The organism is Sphingomonas bacterium, assembly GCF_903642285.1.
Taxonomy (GTDB): domain Bacteria; phylum Pseudomonadota; class Alphaproteobacteria; order Sphingomonadales; family Sphingomonadaceae; genus Sphingomonas.
Genome location: NZ_CAHJWJ010000030.1, coordinates 1 through 20,370 on the forward strand (window position 1 = coordinate 1; position 20,370 = coordinate 20,370).

Sequence of the window (20,370 nt, forward strand, 5' to 3'; positions counted from 1 at the left end):
GCCGGCCCCGCGCCCCGCGCGATCCCGGCGAGATAGGCTTCCCAATCGGACGCGATCAGCCGCGCGGCGTGGTGCGTGCGCTCGCCCCCGTCCGCCGCGGCGAGCCGGTCGAGCCGCGTCAGCATCGCCATCGCCAGGCGGTTGTCGTAGCGGTGGCGAGTCACCTCGCTGCCGTCCGCGCGGGTGATCGTCTCCACCTGCCCGTCGATCGCGCGCGCGGCGAGCGTATCCGCGAAGGTATCGCGCGCGAGCAACGCCGCCGCCTGCCACCCGAGCGCAAACGCCGCCCCCGCCGCCCGCCGACGCAGCGCATAGGCCGAACTGACGGTCAGCCCGACGAAGCGGCAGCATTGCTCGACGGTATGCCCCTCCGCCAGCGCGGTGAGGAAGGTGTGTTGGCGCTTGGGCGTCCACCCGTCCTGCCGGGAGCGGCCCTGTGGGTCCGTGGCGGGGGATTCGAGGGCGTAGGTGCCGTCGTCGTCCTCGTCGCTGTCGAAGCGGGCGGGGGCGTTCACTTCGCGGCTCCGCGGCGGGTGGGGCGGAGGATCGCCTCCATCCGCGCGATGCGGGCGAGCGCCTCGGGCGGCATCGGCGCGCGGGTGCCGATCCGGCCCGCGGCGACATGCGCGGCCCAGGCGTGGAGAGCGGGGTGATCTTCGGGCGCGAGGCCCGCGGGGTGTGGATCGCGGTGGGTGATGCCGTTCGACAGGAGCGGCCGTTCGGTCTGGGTCATGGCGATGTCCTTTCGTTGCGAGAAGGACTCGCTAGGTATGCGGAAACGGGGGCTGTAGGACAGCCCCGGTGTTCCCGAGAAATTAGCGAAGCTAATTGCGAGGCTCCGCCGAACACCGGGGCGGCCGGCGTCGCTACAGCGACGACCGACGACGCGGGATTTACTCCCGCGTCAGGCCTGCGGCTTATCCCGACCGCGCCCCGACGGGACGCCGCGCACGACGCCGTTCGGGCCAAGATAACCGGTCGCCGCGCGGATCAATTTACCTCCGGTCCTGAACTCAACGGTGTCGAGCATCTCGTCGGTCCATTCCGGCGCGTCGTCAGGATCGAGCCAGCCGCCCTCGGCATCTGGATTCCTATCGCCCATTATCCCTTCCCCACCGCGTCGATCGCTTGCTGTAGATGACCGGCCGCCACCTGCTCGCCCTCCCGGTCGAGCAGCGCGAGCGCCATCCGCATCAGGGTCAGCGCGATTTCGATGCCGTTCGTCATGGTCCGGTCTCCTTGGCGCGAAGCCGGCGGCGTGCCCGGAGACACGCCGTCGCTTCGAGAACCGGGTGTTGGAAACCTAAGGTCAGTTAGGCGCGAACGCCTTTAGCCGGGGCTTGGACATACGCGTCCGCCACCCGGTCGGTCGAACCGGCCCTGACCTTTCGAGGTTTCCACGCCCCGCCCGCGTCTCCGCAGGAGGCGATAGGGTAGATGGTCGCGCAAGCGGCGGCAAGCGCCTCTGCTTTCGCCGTCAGACGTTTGCCTTAAGCTAAATAGGGCGGCAGCAAATCAATAGAATCAGCGCTGCTTGGCGCGGTCGATAATGACCTGGGCCTTTGCCATGACCTCTTCGTGCGGAATGCCGGGTGCTGTGGAAGCCATTGCCCGCTCGACCTTGGCGCGGAACCATGCGTCGTATGCGGCGGCTTCCTCGCTGGTCGCGAATTCGGACTCGATGGGGGTCAGGTCGGCCATAATGAATGTATAACGGGTTGTGGCGGGTATGAAAGGCTGAAGCGATAATCTCACAATCCGGCGTGCTTGTTAAAACGGCATCGAATTTCTAGAACACGAGTTTTTATTTTGATTCACTTCGTAGTGATACGCTGTTAACCTCGGGACGTCGGGAGATTTGGAAATGGATGCTATCACCAAAGCGAATCTAAGTCAGTTTGTTACCGCTAATGGCGTTGAAACATCCAATGAGGACCAACAGTTCGAGTCGTTTAGTTCGTATTGCGTGCTATCTTCGGTTTTTGAGGACTCGTTCGATCTCGAGCTAATATCTACTGGAAGTGGTGATGATTGCGGAATCGATGCGCTAGCGATAGTCGTCAACGGTGCGCTCGTTACTGACCCGGAACAGGTTCAAGACATTCTTGATAATAACAAATATCTCGACGTACAGTTCTTTTTTATTCAATCAACCACATCCTCTTCATTCGAGGGCGCAAAAATAAATACCTTCTTTTTCGGTATTGAAGATTTTTTCAAAGAGTCCCCGGCCTTGCCTTCAAATAGTGCGATGAACAATGCGCGAAAGATAAGGCAGGCCCTCTATGAGCGGGCCGCAAGCTTCAAGCGAGGCAATCCAGATATTTTTTGCTATTACGCGTCAACGGGTAGCTGGAGCGCTCCGCAACACACGGTAGCAATAATCGCTGCATTCAAAGATCGCCTTCAGGCTACCAACTTGCTTGATAATGTTTCCATCGATATGCTTGATGCTAAAGCGCTTCAGAAGATGTATCGTTCCACGCAGAATGGGTTAAAAGCCGAAATTACGATTCAGAATGTACTGACTTTACCTCCCATCTCCGGCGTAGATCAAGCCTATCTTGGCTATATTCCGGCTGTGGAATATCTAAAACTAATCACAGACGAGCATAGCAACATCAGGAAAACCGTATTCTACGACAATGTTAGAGATTTTCAGGGCGAAAACAAAGTCAACGCAAAGATTGCTACAACATTAGCTTCTGACAGCAAGGCTGAGTTTATCATCAGGAATAACGGCGTTACGGTGGTAGCAAAAGGTCTCACTCGCACAGGTGATAAATTTGCACTTACGGATTTCCAGATTGTTAACGGTTGCCAAACGAGTCATGTGCTATTCTCAAATTCTGGAGTGTTGGACGGCTCGGTCTCAATCCCAATTCGTATTGTTGCCACTGAAAGTGATGAAGTTACGAGGGGTGTGATTGAAGCGACAAATAGCCAAACAGAGGTATCAGACGAACAATTGCGAAGCCTGTCCGATTTCCAGAAGACTTTAGAGGAGCATTTCGCAACATATGACAGCGATCATCGCCTCTATTATGAACGAAGGTCAAAACAATACGCGAGCAATTTAGATATTGAAAAGACGAGAATCGTCGGTATTCCTTCCCAAATAAAAAGCTTCGGCGCGATCTTTCTTGGAGATCCTCACCGCGCGGGCAGGTATTTTGCGACTCTCAGAAAAATACATGAGGATCAACTTTTTAGAAGTGATGATAAACCAGAAACTTACTACACATCTGCTTACGCCCACTACAGGCTAGAGTTTCTGTTTCGTAACAACCTTCTACCAGTACAGTACAAGGCTGTGCGCTGGCTTTTGCTGATGACGATGCGTGCGCTGATAGCGAAGACTGTTACAGTACCGCCGATGAACTCGGGTCAGATCAAAAAGCTATGTGATAAAATCAATACCGCAATGTGGAACCAAGAACAGGCAGTAAATATCTTCACCGATGCTATCGGTATTGTTCAAGCGGCCTTTACTAAAACGAATCGTGCACTAGATAGAGATGTGGCACGAAGTCAGGATGCAACGGAAGTTGTCGTTGACGAATTAAAGCTTGTTTTATTTCCAGCAACTTGAGTTAGTTTATAAAGAATAATGAATGATGGCGGGAACGAGCCGTGCGGCCCAATGGCGTCGAGGTTGTGCTCGATCATTACGATGGTGCCGCGCCACATAGCCAACTGCGACCCAGGCGCAGTCTACCACTCCCCACCCGCATCCTCGATCGCCTTCAACAACGCCCGCTTACTCGGCGTCCGGCGATTGCCTCCATTCCGCGGCAGGTCGGTCACGCCCGTCTCCACACGTCGCCGCTCAATGTCAGCGACAAACGCCGCAAGCGGGATAGCCGTGTCAGGCCGTGAGGTCTGCGACACCATAATCGCCTCCGCTTTCGTGCCGGATACGGCGATCCATATACGCCAGATCGGCATCGGCATGAAGGATGAAGAGCCGGCGCGCCTGTTCGAGCATTTCGGGGGCGATGCCGGACGCGTATTGGCCCATCCGGTCGGCGATCATGTCCTCCACCGATATGATCGCGGCCTCGCCGTCCTCGCCCAGGTCGATGAGGACCAGCCGGTCCCGGTCAGCCATGCCGTTCAGCACCGTCGCCGACACGATCTCGAACCCCAATCGCAATTCGGGATGGATCCAGCCGAGCGGCGTGTGACCGAGACCGACGGGCTTGGTGAAGCCCAACAGCCTCAGCTCGCCCTCGAACTCCTCCTGCCGAGGGGTGACGATATCGAAATCGCCGGTCGTCACCGCGCTGTTCGAATACAGCTCGACCGCGCCGCCGCCGACCAGGATGGGTGCGGGAAAGCCGCGCGCCTTCATCGCCTCGCTGGCCCGCGCGAACAGGCGCAGCGCCGCCTCGAATTCGGCCCGATACCCGCTCACCCTACCCCCGCCACCTTCCCCCGCGCGGTCAGCAACGGCGCCAGATACCGCCCCGTGAAGCTCCCCTCCGCCTTCGCCACCGTCTCCGGCACGCCCTCCGCGACGATCGCGCCGCCCTTCACGCCGCCTTCCGGCCCCAGGTCGATGATCCAGTCGGCGGTCTTGATGACGTCGAGATTGTGCTCGATCACCACCACGCTGTTGCCCTGCTCGACCAGCGCGTGGAGGACCTCCAGCAGCTTGCGGACATCCTCGAAATGCAGGCCGGTGGTGGGTTCGTCGAGGATGTACAGCGTGTTGCCGGTCGCGCGCCGGGACAGTTCCTTGGCAAGCTTCACGCGCTGCGCCTCGCCGCCCGACAGCGTCGTCGCCTGCTGGCCGACCTTGACATAGCCCAGGCCGACCTCGACCAGCATCGCCATCTTGTCGCGGATCGGGGGGACCGCCTTGAAGAATTCCGCGGCGTCCTCGACCGTCATGTCGAGCACGTCGGCGATGCTGTGGCCCTTGAACTTCACCTCCAGCGTCTCGCGGTTGTAGCGCGCGCCGTGGCAGACGTCGCAGGTGACGTAGACGTCGGGGAGGAAGTGCATCTCGATCTTCAGCACGCCGTCGCCCTGGCACGCCTCGCACCGGCCGCCCTTGACGTTGAAGCTGAAGCGGCCGGGCTTGTAGCCGCGTGCCTGGCTTTCGGGGAGGCCGGCGAACCAGTCGCGGATCTGCGTGAAGCTGCCGGTGTAGGTCGCGGGGTTGGACCGGGGCGTGCGGCCGATCGGCGACTGGTCGATGTCGATGACCTTGTCGAGATATTGCAGGCCAGTGATCCTGTCGTGCTTGCCCTGCACGATGCGCGCGCCGTTCAGCTCGCGCGCGGCGGCGGCGTAGAGCGTGTCGATGGTGAAGCTCGACTTGCCGCTGCCCGAGACGCCGGTGATGCAGGTGAAGGTACCGAGCGGGATGCCGGCGGTCACCCCGCGCAAATTGTTGGCGGTGGCGTTGTGGACGGTCAGCTTCTTGCCGTTGCCCTTGCGGCGCGTGGTGGGCACGGCGACCGCGCGCGTGCCGTTCAAATAGTCGGCGGTGATGCTGCCCTTCGCCTTCAGGATCTGCTTCAGCGTCCCCTGCGCCACCACCTCCCCGCCGCGGACGCCCGCGCCGGGGCCCATGTCGATGATGTAGTCGGCGGTGCGGATCGCGTCCTCGTCATGCTCGACGACGAGCACGGTGTTGCCGAGATCGCGCAGCCGCCGCAGCGTCTTCAGCAGCATGTCGTTGTCGCGCTGGTGCAGGCCGATGCTGGGTTCGTCGAGGACGTAGAGCACGCCCGACAGCCCGCTGCCGATCTGGCTCGCCAGGCGGATGCGCTGGCTCTCGCCGCCGCTGAGCGTGCCCGAGGTGCGGTCGAGGTTGAGGTAATCGAGCCCGACATTGTTGAGGAAGCCGAGCCGCTCGACGATCTCCTTCAGGATACGCTCGGCGATCGCCTTCTGCTGGTCGCCGAGATGCTGCGGCAGGTCGGTGAAGAATTGCAGCGCGTCGACGACCGACAGATGCGTGGCGTAGCTGATGTCCTGCATGCCGATCTTGACCGCAAGCGCCTCGGGTTTCAGGCGCGCGCCGTGGCAGGTCTCGCACGGGGCGGCGGACTGGTATTTCGACAGTTCCTCGCGCATCCACGCGCTCTCGGTCTGGAGCAGGCGGCGGTTGAGGTTGCCGATCACACCCTCGAACGGCTTGACGACATCGTATTTCTTCTTGCCGTCGATGAAGGTCAGCGTGACGGGCTTGCCCTTGCTGCCGTACAGGATGACGCTGCGGACCGCTTCGGGCAGTTCGCCCCAGGGGGTGTCGAGCGCGAAGGCAAATTCGCGCGCCAGGCTGCCCAGCACCTGCATGTAATAGGGCGATGGCGGGTTCGATTTCGCCCAGGGCACGACCGCGCCCTTCTTGATGCTGAGCGCGTGGTTGGGGACGACGAGGTCCTCGTCGAAAAGCTGCTTCTCGCCGAGACCGTCGCACGCCGGGCAAGCGCCTTGGGGCGCGTTGAAGCTGAACAGGCGCGGTTCGATCTCGCTGATCGTGAAGCCGCTGACCGGGCAGGCGAACTTCTCGCTGAAGACGATGCGGCCCGCGGGGGCGTTGTCGCCCAGCACCTCCTGGCGCGGGGTGTGCGGCTCGACCGGATCGGCGGGATCGACATAGGCCAACCCCTCGGCGAGCTTCAGCGCGGTCTCGAAACTCTCCGCCAGCCGCGTCGCGATCTCCCCGCCGGTCACCAGGCGGTCGACCACCACCTCGATGTCGTGCTTGTATTTCTTGTCGAGCGCGGGGGCCTCGTCGATCTCGTGGATCGTGCCGTCGATGCGGACGCGGGTGAAGCCCGCCTTCTGCCACTCCAGCAGCTCCTTGCGATACTCCCCCTTGCGCCCGCGCACGACAGGGGCGAGCAGGTACAGCCGCGTTCCCTCGGGCAGCGCCATGACGCGGTCGACCATCTGCGACACCGTCTGCGCGGCGATCGGCAGGCCGGTCGTCGGACTGTACGGCGTGCCGACGCGCGCCCAGAGCAGGCGCATGTAGTCGTAGATTTCCGTCACCGTCGCGACGGTCGATCGCGGGTTGCGCGACGTCGTCTTCTGTTCGATCGAGATCGCCGGCGACAGCCCCTCGATATGATCGACGTCGGGCTTCTGCATCAGCTCCAGGAACTGGCGCGCATAGGCGGACAGCGATTCGACATAGCGCCGCTGCCCCTCGGCATAGATGGTGTCGAAGGCCAGCGAGGATTTGCCCGACCCCGACAGCCCGGTGATGACCGTCAGCGTGTCGCGGGGGATGTCGATATCGACGTCCTTGAGATTGTGCTCGCGCGCGCCGCGGACGGAGATGGTGGTCAGCATGTCGGGAGTTCTACTTCTGTTCTGAACGGGATGCCAGTGGGGGAGATAGGATCGCGCATCCCCGATCGCCACCATGGTTGCACCCGCGCTTTCGTGTATTATCTACATGACACACGAGGCGAGCGAGGGACCATGATGGCCAAGACCAGGAAGACGAAGATCCCCAAGCGGATCGCGGGCGTCAAGCTGCCCAAGGATCTGCGCAAGACCGGCGAGGCGATCCTGGAACGCGCGAACAGCCCGCAGGGCCGCGAGATGCTGGCGGCGGGACTGACGATGGCGGCCGCGGCGGCGAGCGCCGCGGTGACGCGGAGCCGGGCGGCGGCGGAGGCGCAGAAGCCCGCGGGCGAAGCGGCGTCAGGCGACACGACGGCGGGCGACCCGGGAAAGCCTGGCGTGACGGACCCGCATGCGCTCGTGACCGCGATCGGCGGGATCGCTGAGGCAGCGCTGGGGAAGTTCTTCGCGGCGAAGAAGGTCTAACCCCGACCCAATCGCGATTGCGCGGCGTCCCGCACAGGCTACGGTCGGCGCGGGAGACACGATGAGCCGGCAACTGATCAACGAATATCGCGGCGACCTGGACCGCTTGCGCGCGGTCAGCGGGAGCCGACGCGAATCCGTCCTGCGCGAAGCGTTCAAGGACCTGTTGAAGCGCTGGGGCCGCTCGCACGACCTGCAATTCGTGTCCGAACACGATATCGTCACGCCGCAGAAGAACCGCATCTATCTCGACGGCGCGCTCCTCCACGCGCTGCGCGTCCCGTTCGGCTATTGGGAGGCGAAGGACGCCGACGACGATCTCGACGCGGAGATCGCCGCCAAGACGCGCAAGGGCTATCCGCGGGACAACATCATCTATTCCGACGATCACACCGCGGTCCTCATCCAGGACGGGCACGAGGTTGCGCGCGCCCTGATGGACGACACCGACGCGCTCTATCCGCTGCTCGTCCGCTTCTACGCGCACGAACGGCGGGAGATCGCCGATTTCAACAAGGCGGTGAAGCAATTCGCGGCCGATCTGCCCGAAGTGCTGAAGGCATTGCGCAATCTGATCGCCGAAAAGCGCGCCGCCTCCTCCGCCTTCGCCGCCGCCGAACGCGCCTTCCTCAAACACGCGCAGGACGCGATCAACCCGGCAGTCCGCGAAGACGATGTGCAGGAAATGCTGATCCAGCATATCCTGACCGAGGACATCTTCGCCAAGGTGTTCGACAATCCCGACTTCCACCGCCAGAACAACGTCGCCTCGGAACTCTACAAGCTCGAGGAAAAGCTGTTCGCGCGCGGCGAGAAATCCACGCTGCTGCGCGCGCTGTCGCCTTATTACTCGGGTATCGCGCAGACCGCCGCGGTGATCCAGAGCCATTCGGAAAAGCAGGGCTTCCTGAAAGGGCTCTACGAGAATTTCTACAAGGTCTACAACGCGAAGGCCGCCGACCGGCTGGGCGTGGTCTACACGCCGGGCGAGATCGTCCGCTTCATGATTCGCTCCGCCGACTGGCTGTGCGAACGGCATTTCGGCAAGAACCTGATCGACCGCGGCGTCGAGATCCTCGACCCCGCCACCGGCACCGGCACCTTCATCGTCGAGCTTCTGGAGCATTTCCGCGGGCATCACGACAAGCTGCGCCACAAATACAAGGAGGAGCTCCACGCCAACGAAATCGCGATCCTGCCCTATTACGTCGCCAACCTGAACATCGAGGCGACCTATCAGGCGATCACCGGGCAGTTCGCCGAGTTCGAGAACCTGTGCTTCGTCGACACGCTCGACAATGTCGATGCGCTCGGCATCCATTCGGGCCATCAGTTCGACATGCTCGGCACGCTGACCGACGAGAACATCGAGCGCATCAAGCGCCAGAACCGCCGCAAGATCAGCGTCATCATCGGCAACCCGCCGTATAATGCCAATCAGCAGAACGAGAACGACAACAACAAGAACCGGACATACGCGCACATCGATAAGCGCATCAAGGACACGTACATCAAGGCGAGCACGGCACAGAAGACCAAGCTCTACGATATGTATGCGCGCTTCTATCGCTGGGCGAGTGACCGGTTGGGAGATGAAGGGCTGGTGGCGTTTGTCACGAACAGCAGCTTTCTGGAGGCGCGCACGTTCGACGGTTTTCGCAAGCGCGTGGCACAGGATTTTAGCGAAGCTTGGGTAATTGACCTCAAAGGCAATGCGCGAAACAGCGGCGAGCGGCGTCGACGCGAAGGTGGCAACGTATTTCAAGACAAGATTAAAGTGGGTGTAGCAATCGCCTTCTTTGTCAGACGCCGCGACAAGCAGCCGTTTAAGCTCCACTACCTCGCCGTTGACGATTATGTTCGCGAGGACGACAAGCGTGAGTTCGTGGCGCGACGCAATCTGGCAACTGATCGCTTCACGGTGATCAAGCCGAACGAAGCCGGTGATTGGCTGAACCAACTTGAGGTGGGGGAGTGGTCGAACTTTATTGCGACCGCTGACAAAAATACTAAGCAAGGAAAGAGCGCTACTACTGAGAGGGCGATCTTCAAACTGTATTCGCTCGGCGTCAAAACTAATCGCGATGATTGGGCAGTATCTTTTTCGCGCGATGCGCTCAATCAGCTCTATCGGTTCATGATCGACCACTATTTGGCATTTCTCAAAACGCTACCTGGCGGGCAAAAACGTGATTGGAAGCAAATTGAGTTTGATCAGACGATCAAATGGACGCGCAAATTACGCAGGCTAGCGACAGCTAAAACGCCGTTACAAGTCCGACCCGATGCTATCGCACCTTCGCTATATCGCCCTTTCACCCGCCTCCCCATGACTTTCGTCGCTGAGCTGAATGAAGATCAGTACCAGTTAGACCACATCATTCGGCGGGGTGAGCCGAACCCAACGATGATGCTGAGTGGCTATCCAAGCGCTAAGCCCGCGCAGGCGCTCGCCACCAATATTGTCTGGCACCACGACACCCTCGACAAGACAAATGGGCTTCCCCGCTACCGCTACACCAAAACCGGCGAGCGGATCGACAACATCACCGACTGGGCGCTCAACAAGTTCGTCGCGCACTATGGCAAGAAGGGCGTCACCAAGGGCGCGATCTTCCACTATGTCTACGCCGTCCTCCACGATCCCGTCTACCGCGAGACCTACGCGCTGAACCTCAAGCGCGAGTTCCCGCGCATCCCCTTCTACCCCGATTTCGCCCGCTGGGCGGCATGGGGCGAAACGCTGATGGCGATGCACATCGGCTATGAGGACGTCGCGCCCTGGCCGGTCGAGCGGATCGACGTCGCCAGCAAGCGCGCGGCGGGAACGACGCCGAAGCCGATCCTGAAATCGCAGTCCGAGGCGGGCGCGGTGGTGATCGATGCCGATACCCAGATCACCGGCATCCCGCCCGAGGCCTGGACCTACCGGCTCGGCAACCGCTCGGCGATCGACTGGGTGCTCGACCAGCACAAGGAGAAGACGCCACGCGACCCGACCATCGCCGCCAAGTTCAACACCTATCGCTTCGCCGATTATAAGGAGAGCATGATCGCGCTGCTGGCGAAGGTGGTGCGGGTCAGCGTGGAGACGGTCGCGATCACCGACGCGATGAAGGCGCTGGATCGCGGGCGGTCGGAGGCCGCCTGACCGTCGAGGTCGGTCAGGCCGACCCCTTCCCCCGCCACGCCAGCGACTGCCGGTTCAGCGCCGCCATGTCCGCCCCGCCCGCGATCGCCGCTTCGCCGAGCGCGATGGCGCGGGTCAGGGCGGCGGGGCCGGCATGTCGGTAGGCCGGGCGCTCGGCGACGTGATCGTACCAGCGGCCGCCGAACGCGTGATCTAGCAGGATACGCTGGAAGCAATGATCCGCGCTGACCGGCCAGCCGCGGGCGGCGGCGAGGGCCGGGAGGGTCTGGCGGGTGAGATGGAGCCATTGGGCTCGGAGGGGGGTGTGGGTCATGGGTCGCTTGGGTTGGCGGTCACCCTCACCCTTTGCCGCCTTCGGCGTCTTTCCCTCTCCCATTGGGAGAGGAGGGAGCTGCACAGCTGCGGACTGGTGAGGGCGACGCCCATTACCCATACGCCCCGTCATGGGAGTAAATCCCATGACGTCGAACGCGGCTTTAGCCGCGTCGGCCGGGCGGTGCCCGCAAAGCCACTCCGTTTAGCCTATGGCTAAACGTGAATGGCTTTGCCGGTCACCGCCATCGCCGCCTCCTTCAGCGCCTCCGCATGCGTCGGATGCGCGTGGCAGGTGTAGGCGATGTCCTCGCTCGTGGCGCCGAACTCCATCGCGACGCAGGCCTCGGCGATCATCGTGCCCGCCAGGCTGGCGACGATCCACACGCCGAGCACGCGGTCGGTCTTCGCATCCGCGATGACCTTCACGAAGCCGTCGGTGTCGCGGTTGGTCTTCGCGCGGCTGTTGGCCATCATCGGGAACTTGCCGACCTTCACCTCGCCGCGCTCCCTGGCCGCTTCCTCGGTGATGCCGACGCCCGCGATCTCGGGCATGGTGTAGACGACGCTCGGGATCACGTCCTCGTTCACGATGCCGGTCTGGCCCGCGATGTTCTCCGCGACCGCGATGCCTTCGTCCTCAGCCTTGTGCGCGAGCATCAGGCCGGGGATGACGTCGCCGATCGCCCAGACGCCGTCCGCTTTCGTGCGGAAGCTGTGGTCGGTGTCGATCTGCCCACGTGCGTTGAGTTCGATGCCGATCGCCGACAGGTTCAGCCCATCGACATTGGGGCTGCGGCCGATCGCGACGAGCACCGCGTCCGCCTGCAGCGTCTCGCCCTCCCCGCCCGCGGCGGGTTCGACCTGCACGCTGGCCTTGCCGCCCTGCACCGTGACGCCGGTGACCTTGGTCGACAGGCGCATTTCCATACCCTGCTTCCTGAACAGCTTCGCGCTTTCCCTGCGCACCTCGCCGTCGAAGCCGGGGAGGATGGCGTCGAGATATTCGACGACGGTCACCTTCGCGCCAAGCCGCCGCCAGACGCTGCCAAGCTCAAGCCCGATGACGCCGCCGCCGATCACGACCAGGCGCTCGGGGACCTTCGGCAGCGCGAGCGCGCCGGTGCTGTCGACGACGACGCTCTGGTCGATTGCGACGCCCGGCAACGGGGTGACGCTGGAACCGGTCGCGATCACGATGTCCTTCGCGGTGACGGTCTGCTCGCCGACCGTGACGGTGTGCGCGTCGACGAAGCTGGCATAGCCTTTCAGCCAGTCGACCTTGTTCTTCTTGAACAGGAATTCGACGCCGCCGGTCAGTTCCTTGACCGCCTTCGCCTTCTCGGCGTGCATTTGGTCGAGGTTCAGCGTCGCACCCTGAAGCTCGATCCCGAACTTGGCGAGATGGCCGCCAACCGCCTCCTCGAAGATCTCCGACGCGTGGAGCAGCGCCTTGGACGGGATGCAGCCGACGTTGAGGCACGTGCCCCCGAGCGTCTCGCGCCCCTCCGCACAGGCGGTCCGCAGGCCCAGCTGCGCGGCGTGGATCGCCGCGACATAGCCGCCAGGGCCGGCACCGATCACGAGGACGTCATAGTCGTATTGGTCAGGCATGGTCTTCTTCCGGCTCGGGCAAGCGACGATATCGCGTGTTGTTGGGTTTGATTACGACCATATGGCCATGAAGCCGCGCATTTTCGACTATTTCGAGAACACGACCGACAAGATCGATTTGGTCGCGCGGGCGGCACCGGATGAACACGATACCCAGCGGGGCAGGAGCATCGAACGCAAATACCAAATCGGAAAAGTCGCTGTCTTGCGTAACGATGACCCGATGCTCTCGGATCGCAATCGCAAGCAGCTCCTCGTCGGCCGACATCGGGTAGTTGAGCGCGGCTTCGACGACGTCATGGTCTCGATCGGCAAGCGCACGCGCCAGTGTCCGGCTTACATGCACATCGATCAGGAACTTCAAGCGGCCTTTGCCTGTCCGATCGCAACGCCCCCGTCCTCACGGATCAGGTCGGCAGCGAAGGCCGCCGCTGCCCGAAGATGCTGCGGCTCGATACCGGGATATTCCTCGGCCATCTGTTCGGCGGTCCAACCGGTGCCCATCAGGTCAAGCACGAATTCGACCTTTATGCGCGTGTCCCGGAAGATGGGCTTTCCAAACCCGATCTTGGGATTTGAGTAGATGTGGTCTTGCCAATTGATGTCCATCGCCGCCTCCTCACAAATCGATCAATATCCGCGTCGGGTCCTCGATAGCATTCTTCAGCGCCACCAGGAACGTCACCGCCTCACGCCCGTCGATCAGACGATGGTCGTAGCTGAGCGCCAGGTACATCATCGGACGGATCACGATCTGGCCGTCGACGACGACCGGCCGCTCGTCGATGCGGTGGAGGCCCAGCACCGCGCTCTGGGGCGGGTTGATGATCGGGGTGGACATCAGCGATCCGAACACGCCGCCGTTCGAGATGGTGAAGGTGCCGCCCTTCATCTCGTCCATCTTCAGCGTGCCGTCCTTCGCGCGCTTGCCGAAGTCGCCGATCGTCTTCTCGACGGTCGCGACCGACATCTGGTCGGCGTCGCGGATCACGGGGACGACGAGACCGCCGGGCGACGAGACCGCGACCGAGATGTCCGCATAGTCGTGATAGACGATATCGTCGCCGTCGATCGACGCATTGACGCTGGGGATATCCTTCAGCGCCATGCACGCGGCCTTCACGAAGAAGCCCATGAAGCCCAGGCGCACGCCGTGCTTCTTCTCGAACAAGTCCTTGTACTTGGCGCGCGCGGCGATCACCGCGGTCATGTCGACGTCGTTGAACGTCGTCAGCATCGCGGCGGTGTTCTGCGCCTCCTTCAGCCGCTTGGCGATCGTCTGGCGCAGCCGCGTCATCCGAACGCGTTCTTCCTTGCGGCCGGTTGAGGCCGCGGCGGCGACCGAGGCGGGCTGCGGCGCGGGAGTCGGGGTTGGGGCGGCGGCTGCCGGTTTCGCGATGGCGGCGGCGGTCACGTCTTCCTTCGTGATCCGCCCGTCGCGGCCGGTGCCCTTGACGGTCGAGGGATCGACCCCGTGCTCGAGCACCGCGCGGCGTACCGAGGGAGACAGCGCGGCTGGGCCGTCGCCCGCGGCGGGGGAGTCGCTTGCCGATGTCCCGGGCTGATCGCCATAGCCCGCACCGCCTTCGCTCGCGGCAGGTGCAGGTGTCGGGACGGCGGGTGCGGCGGGCGCGGGCGCGGCGGCCTGCGCGGCACCGGCCGCATCGATCGTCGCGATCATCGCGCCGACCTGCACCGTGTCACCGACCTTGACCGCATGTTCGCCCATCACACCCGCGACGGGGGACGGCACTTCGACCGAGACCTTGTCGGTCTCCAGCGACGCGATCGGCTCGTCGGCCTTTACCGGGTCGCCCGGCTGCTTGAGCCATTCGCCGAGCGTCGCTTCGGTGATCGATTCGCCCAATACGGGGACGGTGACTTCGGTTGCCATTTTATTCTACTTTCTGTGCTCCTGCAAAAGCAGGAGCCTAGGGTTGTCCTGCCGGACCCTGGGTTCCTGCTTTCGCAGGAACCCAAGGAACGGAATCAATTATTCCGCGTGCGCCGGATCTCGTCGCGGACATTCTGGCCGAGCGCGTCGGCGACGAGCGCGGCCTGTTCCGTCTTGTGCCGCTTCATCAGGCCCGTCGCAGGAGATGCCGACGCCGTACGGCCGGCATAGCGCGCGCGCTTCACCGAACCCGCGACGCCGCCGAGCGCCTCCTCGATCATCGGTTCGACGAAAAACCAGTATCCCTGATTCTTCGGCTCCTCCTGCGCCCACACCACTTCTTCCAGGTTCGGCATACGCGCGAACCGCTTCGCCAGCGGATCGCCGGGGAAGGGATAGAGCTGCTCGACGCGCACGATCTGGGTTTCGGTATCGCCCGCCGCGTCGCGCGCCTCCATCAGGTCGTACGCGACCTTGCCGGTGCACAGCACGACGCGCTTCGTATCCGCATCGGCGGGCGCCGCGGGGTCGGACAGGATGCGCTTGAAATGCGTATCGCCGACGAACTCCGCCGCGCTCGACACCGCCAGCTTGTGGCGCAGCAGCGACTTGGGTGTCATCACGATCAGGGGTTTACGGAACGACCGGTGCATCTGCCGCCGGAGCAGATGGTAATAATTGGCCGGCGTGGTGCAGTTCGCAACCTGCATGTTGTCGCCTGCGCACAGTTGCAGGAACCGCTCGGGCCGTGCCGACGAATGCTCCGGCCCCTGCCCCTCATAGCCATGCGGCAACAGCATCACGAGGCCGTTGGCGCGCAGCCACTTGGCCTCGCCCGACGCGATGAACTGGTCGATCATGATCTGCGCGCCGTTGACGAAATCGCCGAACTGCGCCTCCCACAACACCAGCGTCTTGGGGTCGGCGAGCGCATAGCCATATTCGAAGCCGAGCACGCCATATTCGCTAAGCGGCGAGTCCAGCACTTCGAACCGGCCATGCTCGATCGATTGCAGCGGGACATATTTATGCTCGTCGGTCTGGTCGACCCACACCGCGTGACGCTGCGAGAAAGTGCCGCGGCCCGAATCCTGTCCCGACAGGCGGACTCCATAGCCTTCCGACAGCAGCGACCCAAACGCCAGCGCCTCGCCCGTCGCCCAGTCGAAATTGGCGCCCGTCCTGAACATTTCGCGCTTGGCGTCGATCACGCGGCCCAGAGTCTTGTGGATCGTCAGGTCGCCCGGCACCGTCGTCAGCGTGCGGCCCAGCGCATCGAACAGCTTCTGGCTGACCCCGGTCTCCAGGTTGCGCCGCGCGCTCTCCGCATCCGCCGGCGCGTGCAACCCCGACCAGCGCCCGGCGAACCAGTCGGCCTTGTTGGGCTTGTACGCCGCGCCTGCCTCGAACTCGCCTTCCAGCAGCGTGGTGTACTGGTGGACGTCCTTGTCGATCCAGGCCTGGTCGACGACCTTCTCCTCGATCAGCCGCTGGCCATAGACCGCGCTGACGCCGGGATGCCGGCGGATCTTGTCATACATCAGCGGCTGGGTGAAGCTCGGCTCGTCGCCCTCGTTATGCCCGAAGCGACGATAGCACCACATGTCGATCACGATGTCGCGGTGGAATTTCTGTCGGAACTCCATCGCCATCTTGGTCGCGAAGGTCACCGCCTCGGGATCGTCGCCGTTGACGTGGAAGATCGGTGCCTGGACGCCCTTGGCGACGTCGGACGGATAATCCGACGAGCGCGCGAATTGCGGGCTGGTCGTGAAGCCGATCTGGTTGTTGATGATGAAGTGGACGCAGCCGCCGGTATTGTAGCCACGGATGCCCGAGAAGCCCAGGCATTCCCACACGATCCCTTGCCCTGCGAACGCCGCGTCGCCGTGGATCAGTACGGGGAGCGCGCGAAGATGCTCCTTCAGGTCGTCGGAGATCGTCTGGATCGCGCGCGTCTTGCCGAGCACCACCGGATCGGCGGCCTCGAGATGCGACGGATTGGCGACCAGCGACATATGGACCTTGATCCCGTCGAACTGACGATCGGTGCTGGTGCCGAGATGGTATTTCACGTCGCCCGAGCCGCCGACCTCCTCCGGGTTCGCGGAGCCGCCGCCGAATTCGTGGAAGATCACGCGCAGCGGTTTGGCCATCACGTTCGCCAGCACGTTCAGCCGGCCGCGATGCGCCATGCCGAACACGATCTCGTTCACGCCGAACTGACCGCCATATTTGATGACGGATTCCAGCGCGGGGATCATGCTCTCGCCGCCGTCCAGCCCGAAGCGCTTGGTGCCGACATATTTGCGGCCAAGGAATTTCTCCCATTGCTCCGCCTCGATGACCTTGGTCAGGATCGCGCGCTTGCCCTCGGGGCTGAACTGGATCGCCTTGTCCTTGCCCTCCATCCGGTCCTGCAGGAACCGCCGCTCGTCGACATCGGCGATGTGCATATATTCCAGGCCGACCTTGCCGCAGTAATTGGCGCGAAGGATCGCGACGACTTCGCGCGCGGTCGACCATTCGAGGCCGAGCGTGCCGCCGAGATAGACCGGCCGGTCGAGATCGGCATCGGAGAAGCCGTGATATTCGGGGCTGAGATCGGCGGGAAGATGCTGCCGCGCGAGATGGAGCGGATCGAGATCGGCGGCGAGATGCCCGCGCACGCGGTAGGTGCGGATGAGCATCTGCACGCGGATCGCGTCGGAGGCGGCCTTGGTGACGTCGACCGCAGGGGCGGCCGTGGCGGCGGGGGCCGGCGCGGGCTTGCCCCTGGAGGGCTTAGCCGCGGGCTCCATCTGCGTCGGATCGAGCGCCGCGGTCAGATCGTCGGTGGACGACAGCGGCCAGGCAGCGTTCAGCCAGCTAGGTCCGCCTGCGGAGCCTTCCAGCCCCTCGAAAAAGGATCGCCAGCCCGACTCGACGCTGTCCGGCTTGTCCCGGAAGCGTGCGTACAACGTCTCGACGAACGCCGGGCTGACGCCGGCGGCGATGTCGCTGAAATCCTGGCCTTCGTAACCCATCGTTCGTTCCTTCCTACCCCTCTCCCCTTGTGGGAGAGGGAGGGGCCCGCCGCTCGAAGAGCGGTGGGAGGGTGAGGGGGACTGCCTGCGAGATTTCCCGCCTCACTCCCCCTCATCCGGCGCTCCGCGCCACCTTCTCCCACAAGGGGAGAAGGGTTTTAACCCTTCAACACGTCCAGCAACGTCTCGCCCAGCAAGGACGGCGACGCCGACACCCGGATCCCGGCGGCTTCCATCGCCGCGATCTTGTCCTCGGCACCGCCCTGCCCGCCCGACACGATCGCGCCCGCATGGCCCATCCGCCGCCCCGGCGGCGCGGTGCGGCCGGCGATGAAGCCCGCCATCGGCTTCTTGCGCCCGCGCTTCGCCTCGTCGATCAGGAACTGCGCCGCCTCTTCCTCCGCCGAACCGCCGATCTCGCCGATCATGATGATCGACTTGGTCGCCTCGTCGGCCAGGAACAGTTCCAGCACGTCGATGAAGTTCGTCCCGTTGACCGGATCGCCGCCGATGCCGACCGCGGTGGTCTGGCCGAGCCCGGCGTTCGATGTCTGGAACACCGCCTCATAGGTCAGCGTGCCCGAGCGCGAGACGACGCCGACCGAACCCTGCTTGAAAATGCTGCCGGGCATGATCCCGATCTTGCATTCCCCCGGCGTCAGGACGCCGGGGCAATTCGGGCCGATCAGCCGCGACTTCGAGCCGCTGAGCGCGCGCTTGACCTTGACCATGTCGAGCACCGGAATGCCCTCGGTGATGGTCACGATCAGCGGGATCTCGGCGTCGATCGCCTCAAGGATCGAATCCGCGGCGAAGGGGGGCGGGACGTAGATCACACTCGCGGTCGCCCCGGTCTTCGCCGCGGCCTCCGCGACGGTGTTATAGACCGGCAGCCCGAGATGCTCCGTCCCGCCCTTGCCGGGCGTGACGCCGCCGACCATCTGCGTACCGTAATCCAGCGCCGCCTTGGTATGGAAGCTGCCGGTCTCGCCGGTCATCCCTTGCGTGATGACCCGGGTGTTCTTGTCGACGAGGATGCTCACGCGTCAGTTCCCCTTGGAATATTTCTTGGCGTATTTGCCGTTGCGATTGGCGACGACGAGCTGAATGTACTGAACGCCCTTCTCTGCCCCGACCTGCACGACCATCAACTCGCCGTTTGGCAAGTCGACGACCGGTTTGGCCTTGTCGATCGTCACGCCTACCTGCTTGCCCAGATCGGCATAGAAACGGGTCGGACCGAACGCGGCATCGCCCCGCGCGTCGACGACACAGCCGCCATCAACCCCGGTCGCTACCACCAGCCGCACGCCATCCTTCGACGCGACCCGTTTGGCCGCGCCGCTCGGGTCTTTGTCGGCATCGCTGCCGATGACCGACGGCCAGCCCGTCAACCGGGCATCCTGGCCGGCCGGATCGACGGTCGCGCCGACGCAGGCCCTGGCACCGGCCAGCACTGCAGCTTCGCTCGCGGGCAACAACTTGCCATCGGCCGTAACGGCGGAGCCGACCTGGAGCGCCGCGAGCAGAACCGCGCCGAGGATCACGCCAGGGTCCCGTCGATGCCTTTACACGCCTCCAGCAATTCCTTCACTGCGTCCACGCTCACCGCCAGGTTCGCCTTCGCCTCGTCGTCCAGCGTGATCTCGACGATCTGCTCGACCCCGCCGGCACCGATCACCACCGGCACGCCGACATACAGCCCGTCGAGCCCGTACTGACCCTCGACATACGCGGCCGCGGGCAGGACGCGCTTCTGGTCGTACAGATACGCCTCCGCCATCGCGATCCCGCTGGTCGCGGGCGCGTAATAGGCCGACCCGGTCTTGAGCAGCGCGACGATCTCGCCGCCGCCGCCGCGCGTGCGCTTGACGATCGCGTCGATCTTGTCCTGCGTCGAACGGCCCATCGCGATCAGGTCCGGGACCGGAATGCCCGAAACGGTCGAATAGGAAATCACCGGCACCATCGTATCGCCATGTCCGCCCAGCACGAAGCTCGTCACGTCCTTCACCGACACGTTGAACTCGTCGGCCAGGAAATGGCTGAATCGCGCGCTGTCGAGCACGCCTGCCATGCCGACGACCTTGTGCGTCGGCAGCCCGGAAAATTCGCGCAGCGCCCATACCATCGCGTCGAGCGGGTTGGTGATGCAGATCACGAACGCATCAGGCGCGTTCGCCTTGATCCCCTCGCCCACCGCCTTCATGACCTTGAGATTGATGCCGAGCAGATCATCGCGGCTCATCCCCGGCTTGCGCGCGATACCGGCCGTCACGATGATGACGTCCGCGCCGGCGATGTCGGCATAGTCGTTAGAGCCGGTGATTTTGGCATCGAAGCCCTCGACGGGCCCGCATTGGCTGAGATCGAGCGCCTTGCCCTGCGGCACCCCTTCGACGACGTCGAACAGGACGATGTCGCCGAGACCCTTGAGCGCCGCCAAATGCGCGAGCGTCCCGCCGATATTCCCGGCGCCGATCAGCGCGATCTTCTTTCGAGCCATTCCAATACTCCGTCGTGTCGCGGGTGCGATTGGCAACGCCGAATAGGCGCGAACGGTCGATGGGGCA

General features: G+C 63.4%; 18 protein-coding genes and 1 pseudogene. 3 read left to right on the forward strand and 16 right to left on the reverse strand.

The genetic code is table 11. The features are described 5' to 3' along the window. The 5 genes and pseudogenes from HUU99_RS13400 to relB form a co-directional block, all read right to left on the reverse strand. Positions 1-515: pseudogene (locus HUU99_RS13400) on the reverse strand (hypothetical protein); the annotation flags it as partial. Then, positions 512-733, reverse strand: coding sequence for a hypothetical protein (locus HUU99_RS13405; protein WP_174287086.1), 222 nt, complete (start codon positions 731-733; stop codon positions 512-514). The gene HUU99_RS13405 and the pseudogene HUU99_RS13400, both read right to left, overlap by 4 nt. 171 nt (positions 734-904) lie before the next feature. Further along, positions 905-1,102, reverse strand: coding sequence for a hypothetical protein (locus HUU99_RS13410; protein ID WP_174287085.1), 198 nt, complete (start codon positions 1,100-1,102; stop codon positions 905-907). Beyond that, on the reverse strand, positions 1,102-1,227 hold the full coding sequence (locus tag HUU99_RS15715; protein ID WP_302479991.1) for a hypothetical protein: 126 nt from the start codon (positions 1,225-1,227) through the stop codon (positions 1,102-1,104). Before HUU99_RS15715 ends, HUU99_RS13410 begins: the two co-directional genes overlap by 1 nt. Before the next feature lie 297 nt (positions 1,228-1,524). After that, on the reverse strand, positions 1,525-1,701 hold the full coding sequence (gene relB, locus HUU99_RS13415; protein WP_174287087.1) for a type II toxin-antitoxin system RelB family antitoxin: 177 nt from the start codon (positions 1,699-1,701) through the stop codon (positions 1,525-1,527). A 163-nt stretch (positions 1,702-1,864) separates the two neighbouring features. On the opposite strand from relB, the gene HUU99_RS13420 reads away from it, so the two are divergent. Continuing rightward, positions 1,865-3,592, forward strand: coding sequence for an AIPR family protein (locus tag HUU99_RS13420; RefSeq protein ID WP_174287088.1), 1,728 nt, complete (start codon positions 1,865-1,867; stop codon positions 3,590-3,592). Between the two features lie 276 nt (positions 3,593-3,868). Here HUU99_RS13420 and HUU99_RS13425 read toward each other — a convergent pair whose 3' ends face one another. Both HUU99_RS13425 and uvrA read right to left on the reverse strand, forming a co-directional pair. After that, the gene (locus tag HUU99_RS13425) at positions 3,869-4,417 is read right to left on the reverse strand and encodes a hypothetical protein (protein WP_174287089.1); all 549 of its coding nucleotides are present in this window, start codon (positions 4,415-4,417) and stop codon (positions 3,869-3,871) included. Next, a complete protein-coding gene (gene uvrA / locus HUU99_RS13430; protein WP_174287090.1) occupies positions 4,414-7,317 on the reverse strand; it encodes an excinuclease ABC subunit UvrA in 2,904 nt (967 codons plus the stop codon). Before uvrA ends, HUU99_RS13425 begins: the two co-directional genes overlap by 4 nt. A 135-nt stretch (positions 7,318-7,452) precedes the next feature. Between uvrA and HUU99_RS13435 the strand changes: the two genes are divergently transcribed. After that, entirely contained in the window at positions 7,453-7,800 is a 348-nt protein-coding gene (locus HUU99_RS13435) for a hypothetical protein (RefSeq protein WP_254603207.1), read from the forward strand. A gap of 106 nt (positions 7,801-7,906) precedes the next feature. Further along, positions 7,907-10,951 carry a type ISP restriction/modification enzyme gene (locus HUU99_RS13440; RefSeq protein ID WP_217430831.1) on the forward strand — a complete coding sequence of 1,015 codons (3,045 nt, stop codon included), beginning with the start codon at positions 7,907-7,909 and terminating at the stop codon, positions 10,949-10,951. Between the two features lie 13 nt (positions 10,952-10,964). Here HUU99_RS13440 and HUU99_RS13445 read toward each other — a convergent pair whose 3' ends face one another. The 9 genes from HUU99_RS13445 to mdh all read right to left on the reverse strand — a co-directional run bounded on the left by HUU99_RS13445 (position 10,965) and on the right by mdh (position 20,303). Beyond that, complete coding sequence (locus HUU99_RS13445) at positions 10,965-11,264, reverse strand: GCN5-related N-acetyltransferase (RefSeq protein WP_174287093.1); 300 nt, start codon at positions 11,262-11,264, stop codon at positions 10,965-10,967. Positions 11,265-11,479: 215 nt separating this feature from the next. Further along, complete coding sequence (gene lpdA, locus HUU99_RS13450) at positions 11,480-12,877, reverse strand: dihydrolipoyl dehydrogenase (RefSeq protein WP_174287094.1); 1,398 nt, start codon at positions 12,875-12,877, stop codon at positions 11,480-11,482. Next, positions 12,870-13,241, reverse strand: a complete 372-nt coding sequence (locus tag HUU99_RS13455) for a DUF5615 family PIN-like protein (protein WP_174287095.1) — start codon at positions 13,239-13,241, stop codon at positions 12,870-12,872. Before HUU99_RS13455 ends, lpdA begins: the two co-directional genes overlap by 8 nt. Further along, positions 13,238-13,486, reverse strand: coding sequence for a DUF433 domain-containing protein (locus HUU99_RS13460; RefSeq protein ID WP_217430832.1), 249 nt, complete (start codon positions 13,484-13,486; stop codon positions 13,238-13,240). Before HUU99_RS13460 ends, HUU99_RS13455 begins: the two co-directional genes overlap by 4 nt. Positions 13,487-13,496: 10 nt before the next feature. Continuing rightward, positions 13,497-14,771, reverse strand: a complete 1,275-nt coding sequence (gene odhB / locus HUU99_RS13465) for a 2-oxoglutarate dehydrogenase complex dihydrolipoyllysine-residue succinyltransferase (protein WP_174287096.1) — start codon at positions 14,769-14,771, stop codon at positions 13,497-13,499. 95 nt (positions 14,772-14,866) lie between these two features. Then, entirely contained in the window at positions 14,867-17,797 is a 2,931-nt protein-coding gene (locus tag HUU99_RS13470) for a 2-oxoglutarate dehydrogenase E1 component (protein ID WP_174287097.1), read from the reverse strand. A 158-nt stretch (positions 17,798-17,955) separates the two neighbouring features. Continuing rightward, entirely contained in the window at positions 17,956-18,840 is an 885-nt protein-coding gene (sucD, locus tag HUU99_RS13475; protein WP_174287098.1) for a succinate--CoA ligase subunit alpha, read from the reverse strand. Between the two features lie 3 nt (positions 18,841-18,843). Further along, positions 18,844-19,344, reverse strand: a complete 501-nt coding sequence (locus tag HUU99_RS13480) for a hypothetical protein (protein WP_174287099.1) — start codon at positions 19,342-19,344, stop codon at positions 18,844-18,846. After that, complete coding sequence (mdh, locus tag HUU99_RS13485; RefSeq protein ID WP_174287100.1) at positions 19,341-20,303, reverse strand: malate dehydrogenase; 963 nt, start codon at positions 20,301-20,303, stop codon at positions 19,341-19,343. The genes HUU99_RS13480 and mdh overlap by 4 nt, the downstream gene beginning before the upstream one ends. Positions 20,304-20,370 lie beyond the last annotated feature (67 nt).

Bases quoted from the DNA above. Each gene is read 5' to 3' on its own strand.
- uvrA (WP_174287090.1), bottom strand. From the start codon at position 7,317: ATGCTGACCACCATCTCCGTCCGCGGCGCGCGCGAGCACAATCTCAAG.
- HUU99_RS13460 (WP_217430832.1), bottom strand. From the start codon at position 13,486: ATGGACATCAATTGGCAAGACCACATCTACTCAAATCCCAAGATCGGG.
- HUU99_RS13470 (WP_174287097.1), bottom strand. From the start codon at position 17,797: ATGGGTTACGAAGGCCAGGATTTCAGCGACATCGCCGCCGGCGTCAGC.
- mdh (WP_174287100.1), bottom strand. From the start codon at position 20,303: ATGGCTCGAAAGAAGATCGCGCTGATCGGCGCCGGGAATATCGGCGGG.
- HUU99_RS13405 (WP_174287086.1), bottom strand. From the start codon at position 733: ATGACCCAGACCGAACGGCCGCTCCTGTCGAACGGCATCACCCACCGC.
- HUU99_RS13410 (WP_174287085.1), bottom strand. From the start codon at position 1,102: ATGGGCGATAGGAATCCAGATGCCGAGGGCGGCTGGCTCGATCCTGAC.
- HUU99_RS15715 (WP_302479991.1), bottom strand. From the start codon at position 1,227: ATGACGAACGGCATCGAAATCGCGCTGACCCTGATGCGGATGGCGCTC.
- relB (WP_174287087.1), bottom strand. From the start codon at position 1,701: ATGGCCGACCTGACCCCCATCGAGTCCGAATTCGCGACCAGCGAGGAA.
- odhB (WP_174287096.1), bottom strand. From the start codon at position 14,771: ATGGCAACCGAAGTCACCGTCCCCGTATTGGGCGAATCGATCACCGAA.
- HUU99_RS13420 (WP_174287088.1), top strand. From the start codon at position 1,865: ATGGATGCTATCACCAAAGCGAATCTAAGTCAGTTTGTTACCGCTAAT.
- lpdA (WP_174287094.1), bottom strand. From the start codon at position 12,877: ATGCCTGACCAATACGACTATGACGTCCTCGTGATCGGTGCCGGCCCT.
- HUU99_RS13435 (WP_254603207.1), top strand. From the start codon at position 7,453: ATGGCCAAGACCAGGAAGACGAAGATCCCCAAGCGGATCGCGGGCGTC.
- HUU99_RS13445 (WP_174287093.1), bottom strand. From the start codon at position 11,264: ATGACCCACACCCCCCTCCGAGCCCAATGGCTCCATCTCACCCGCCAG.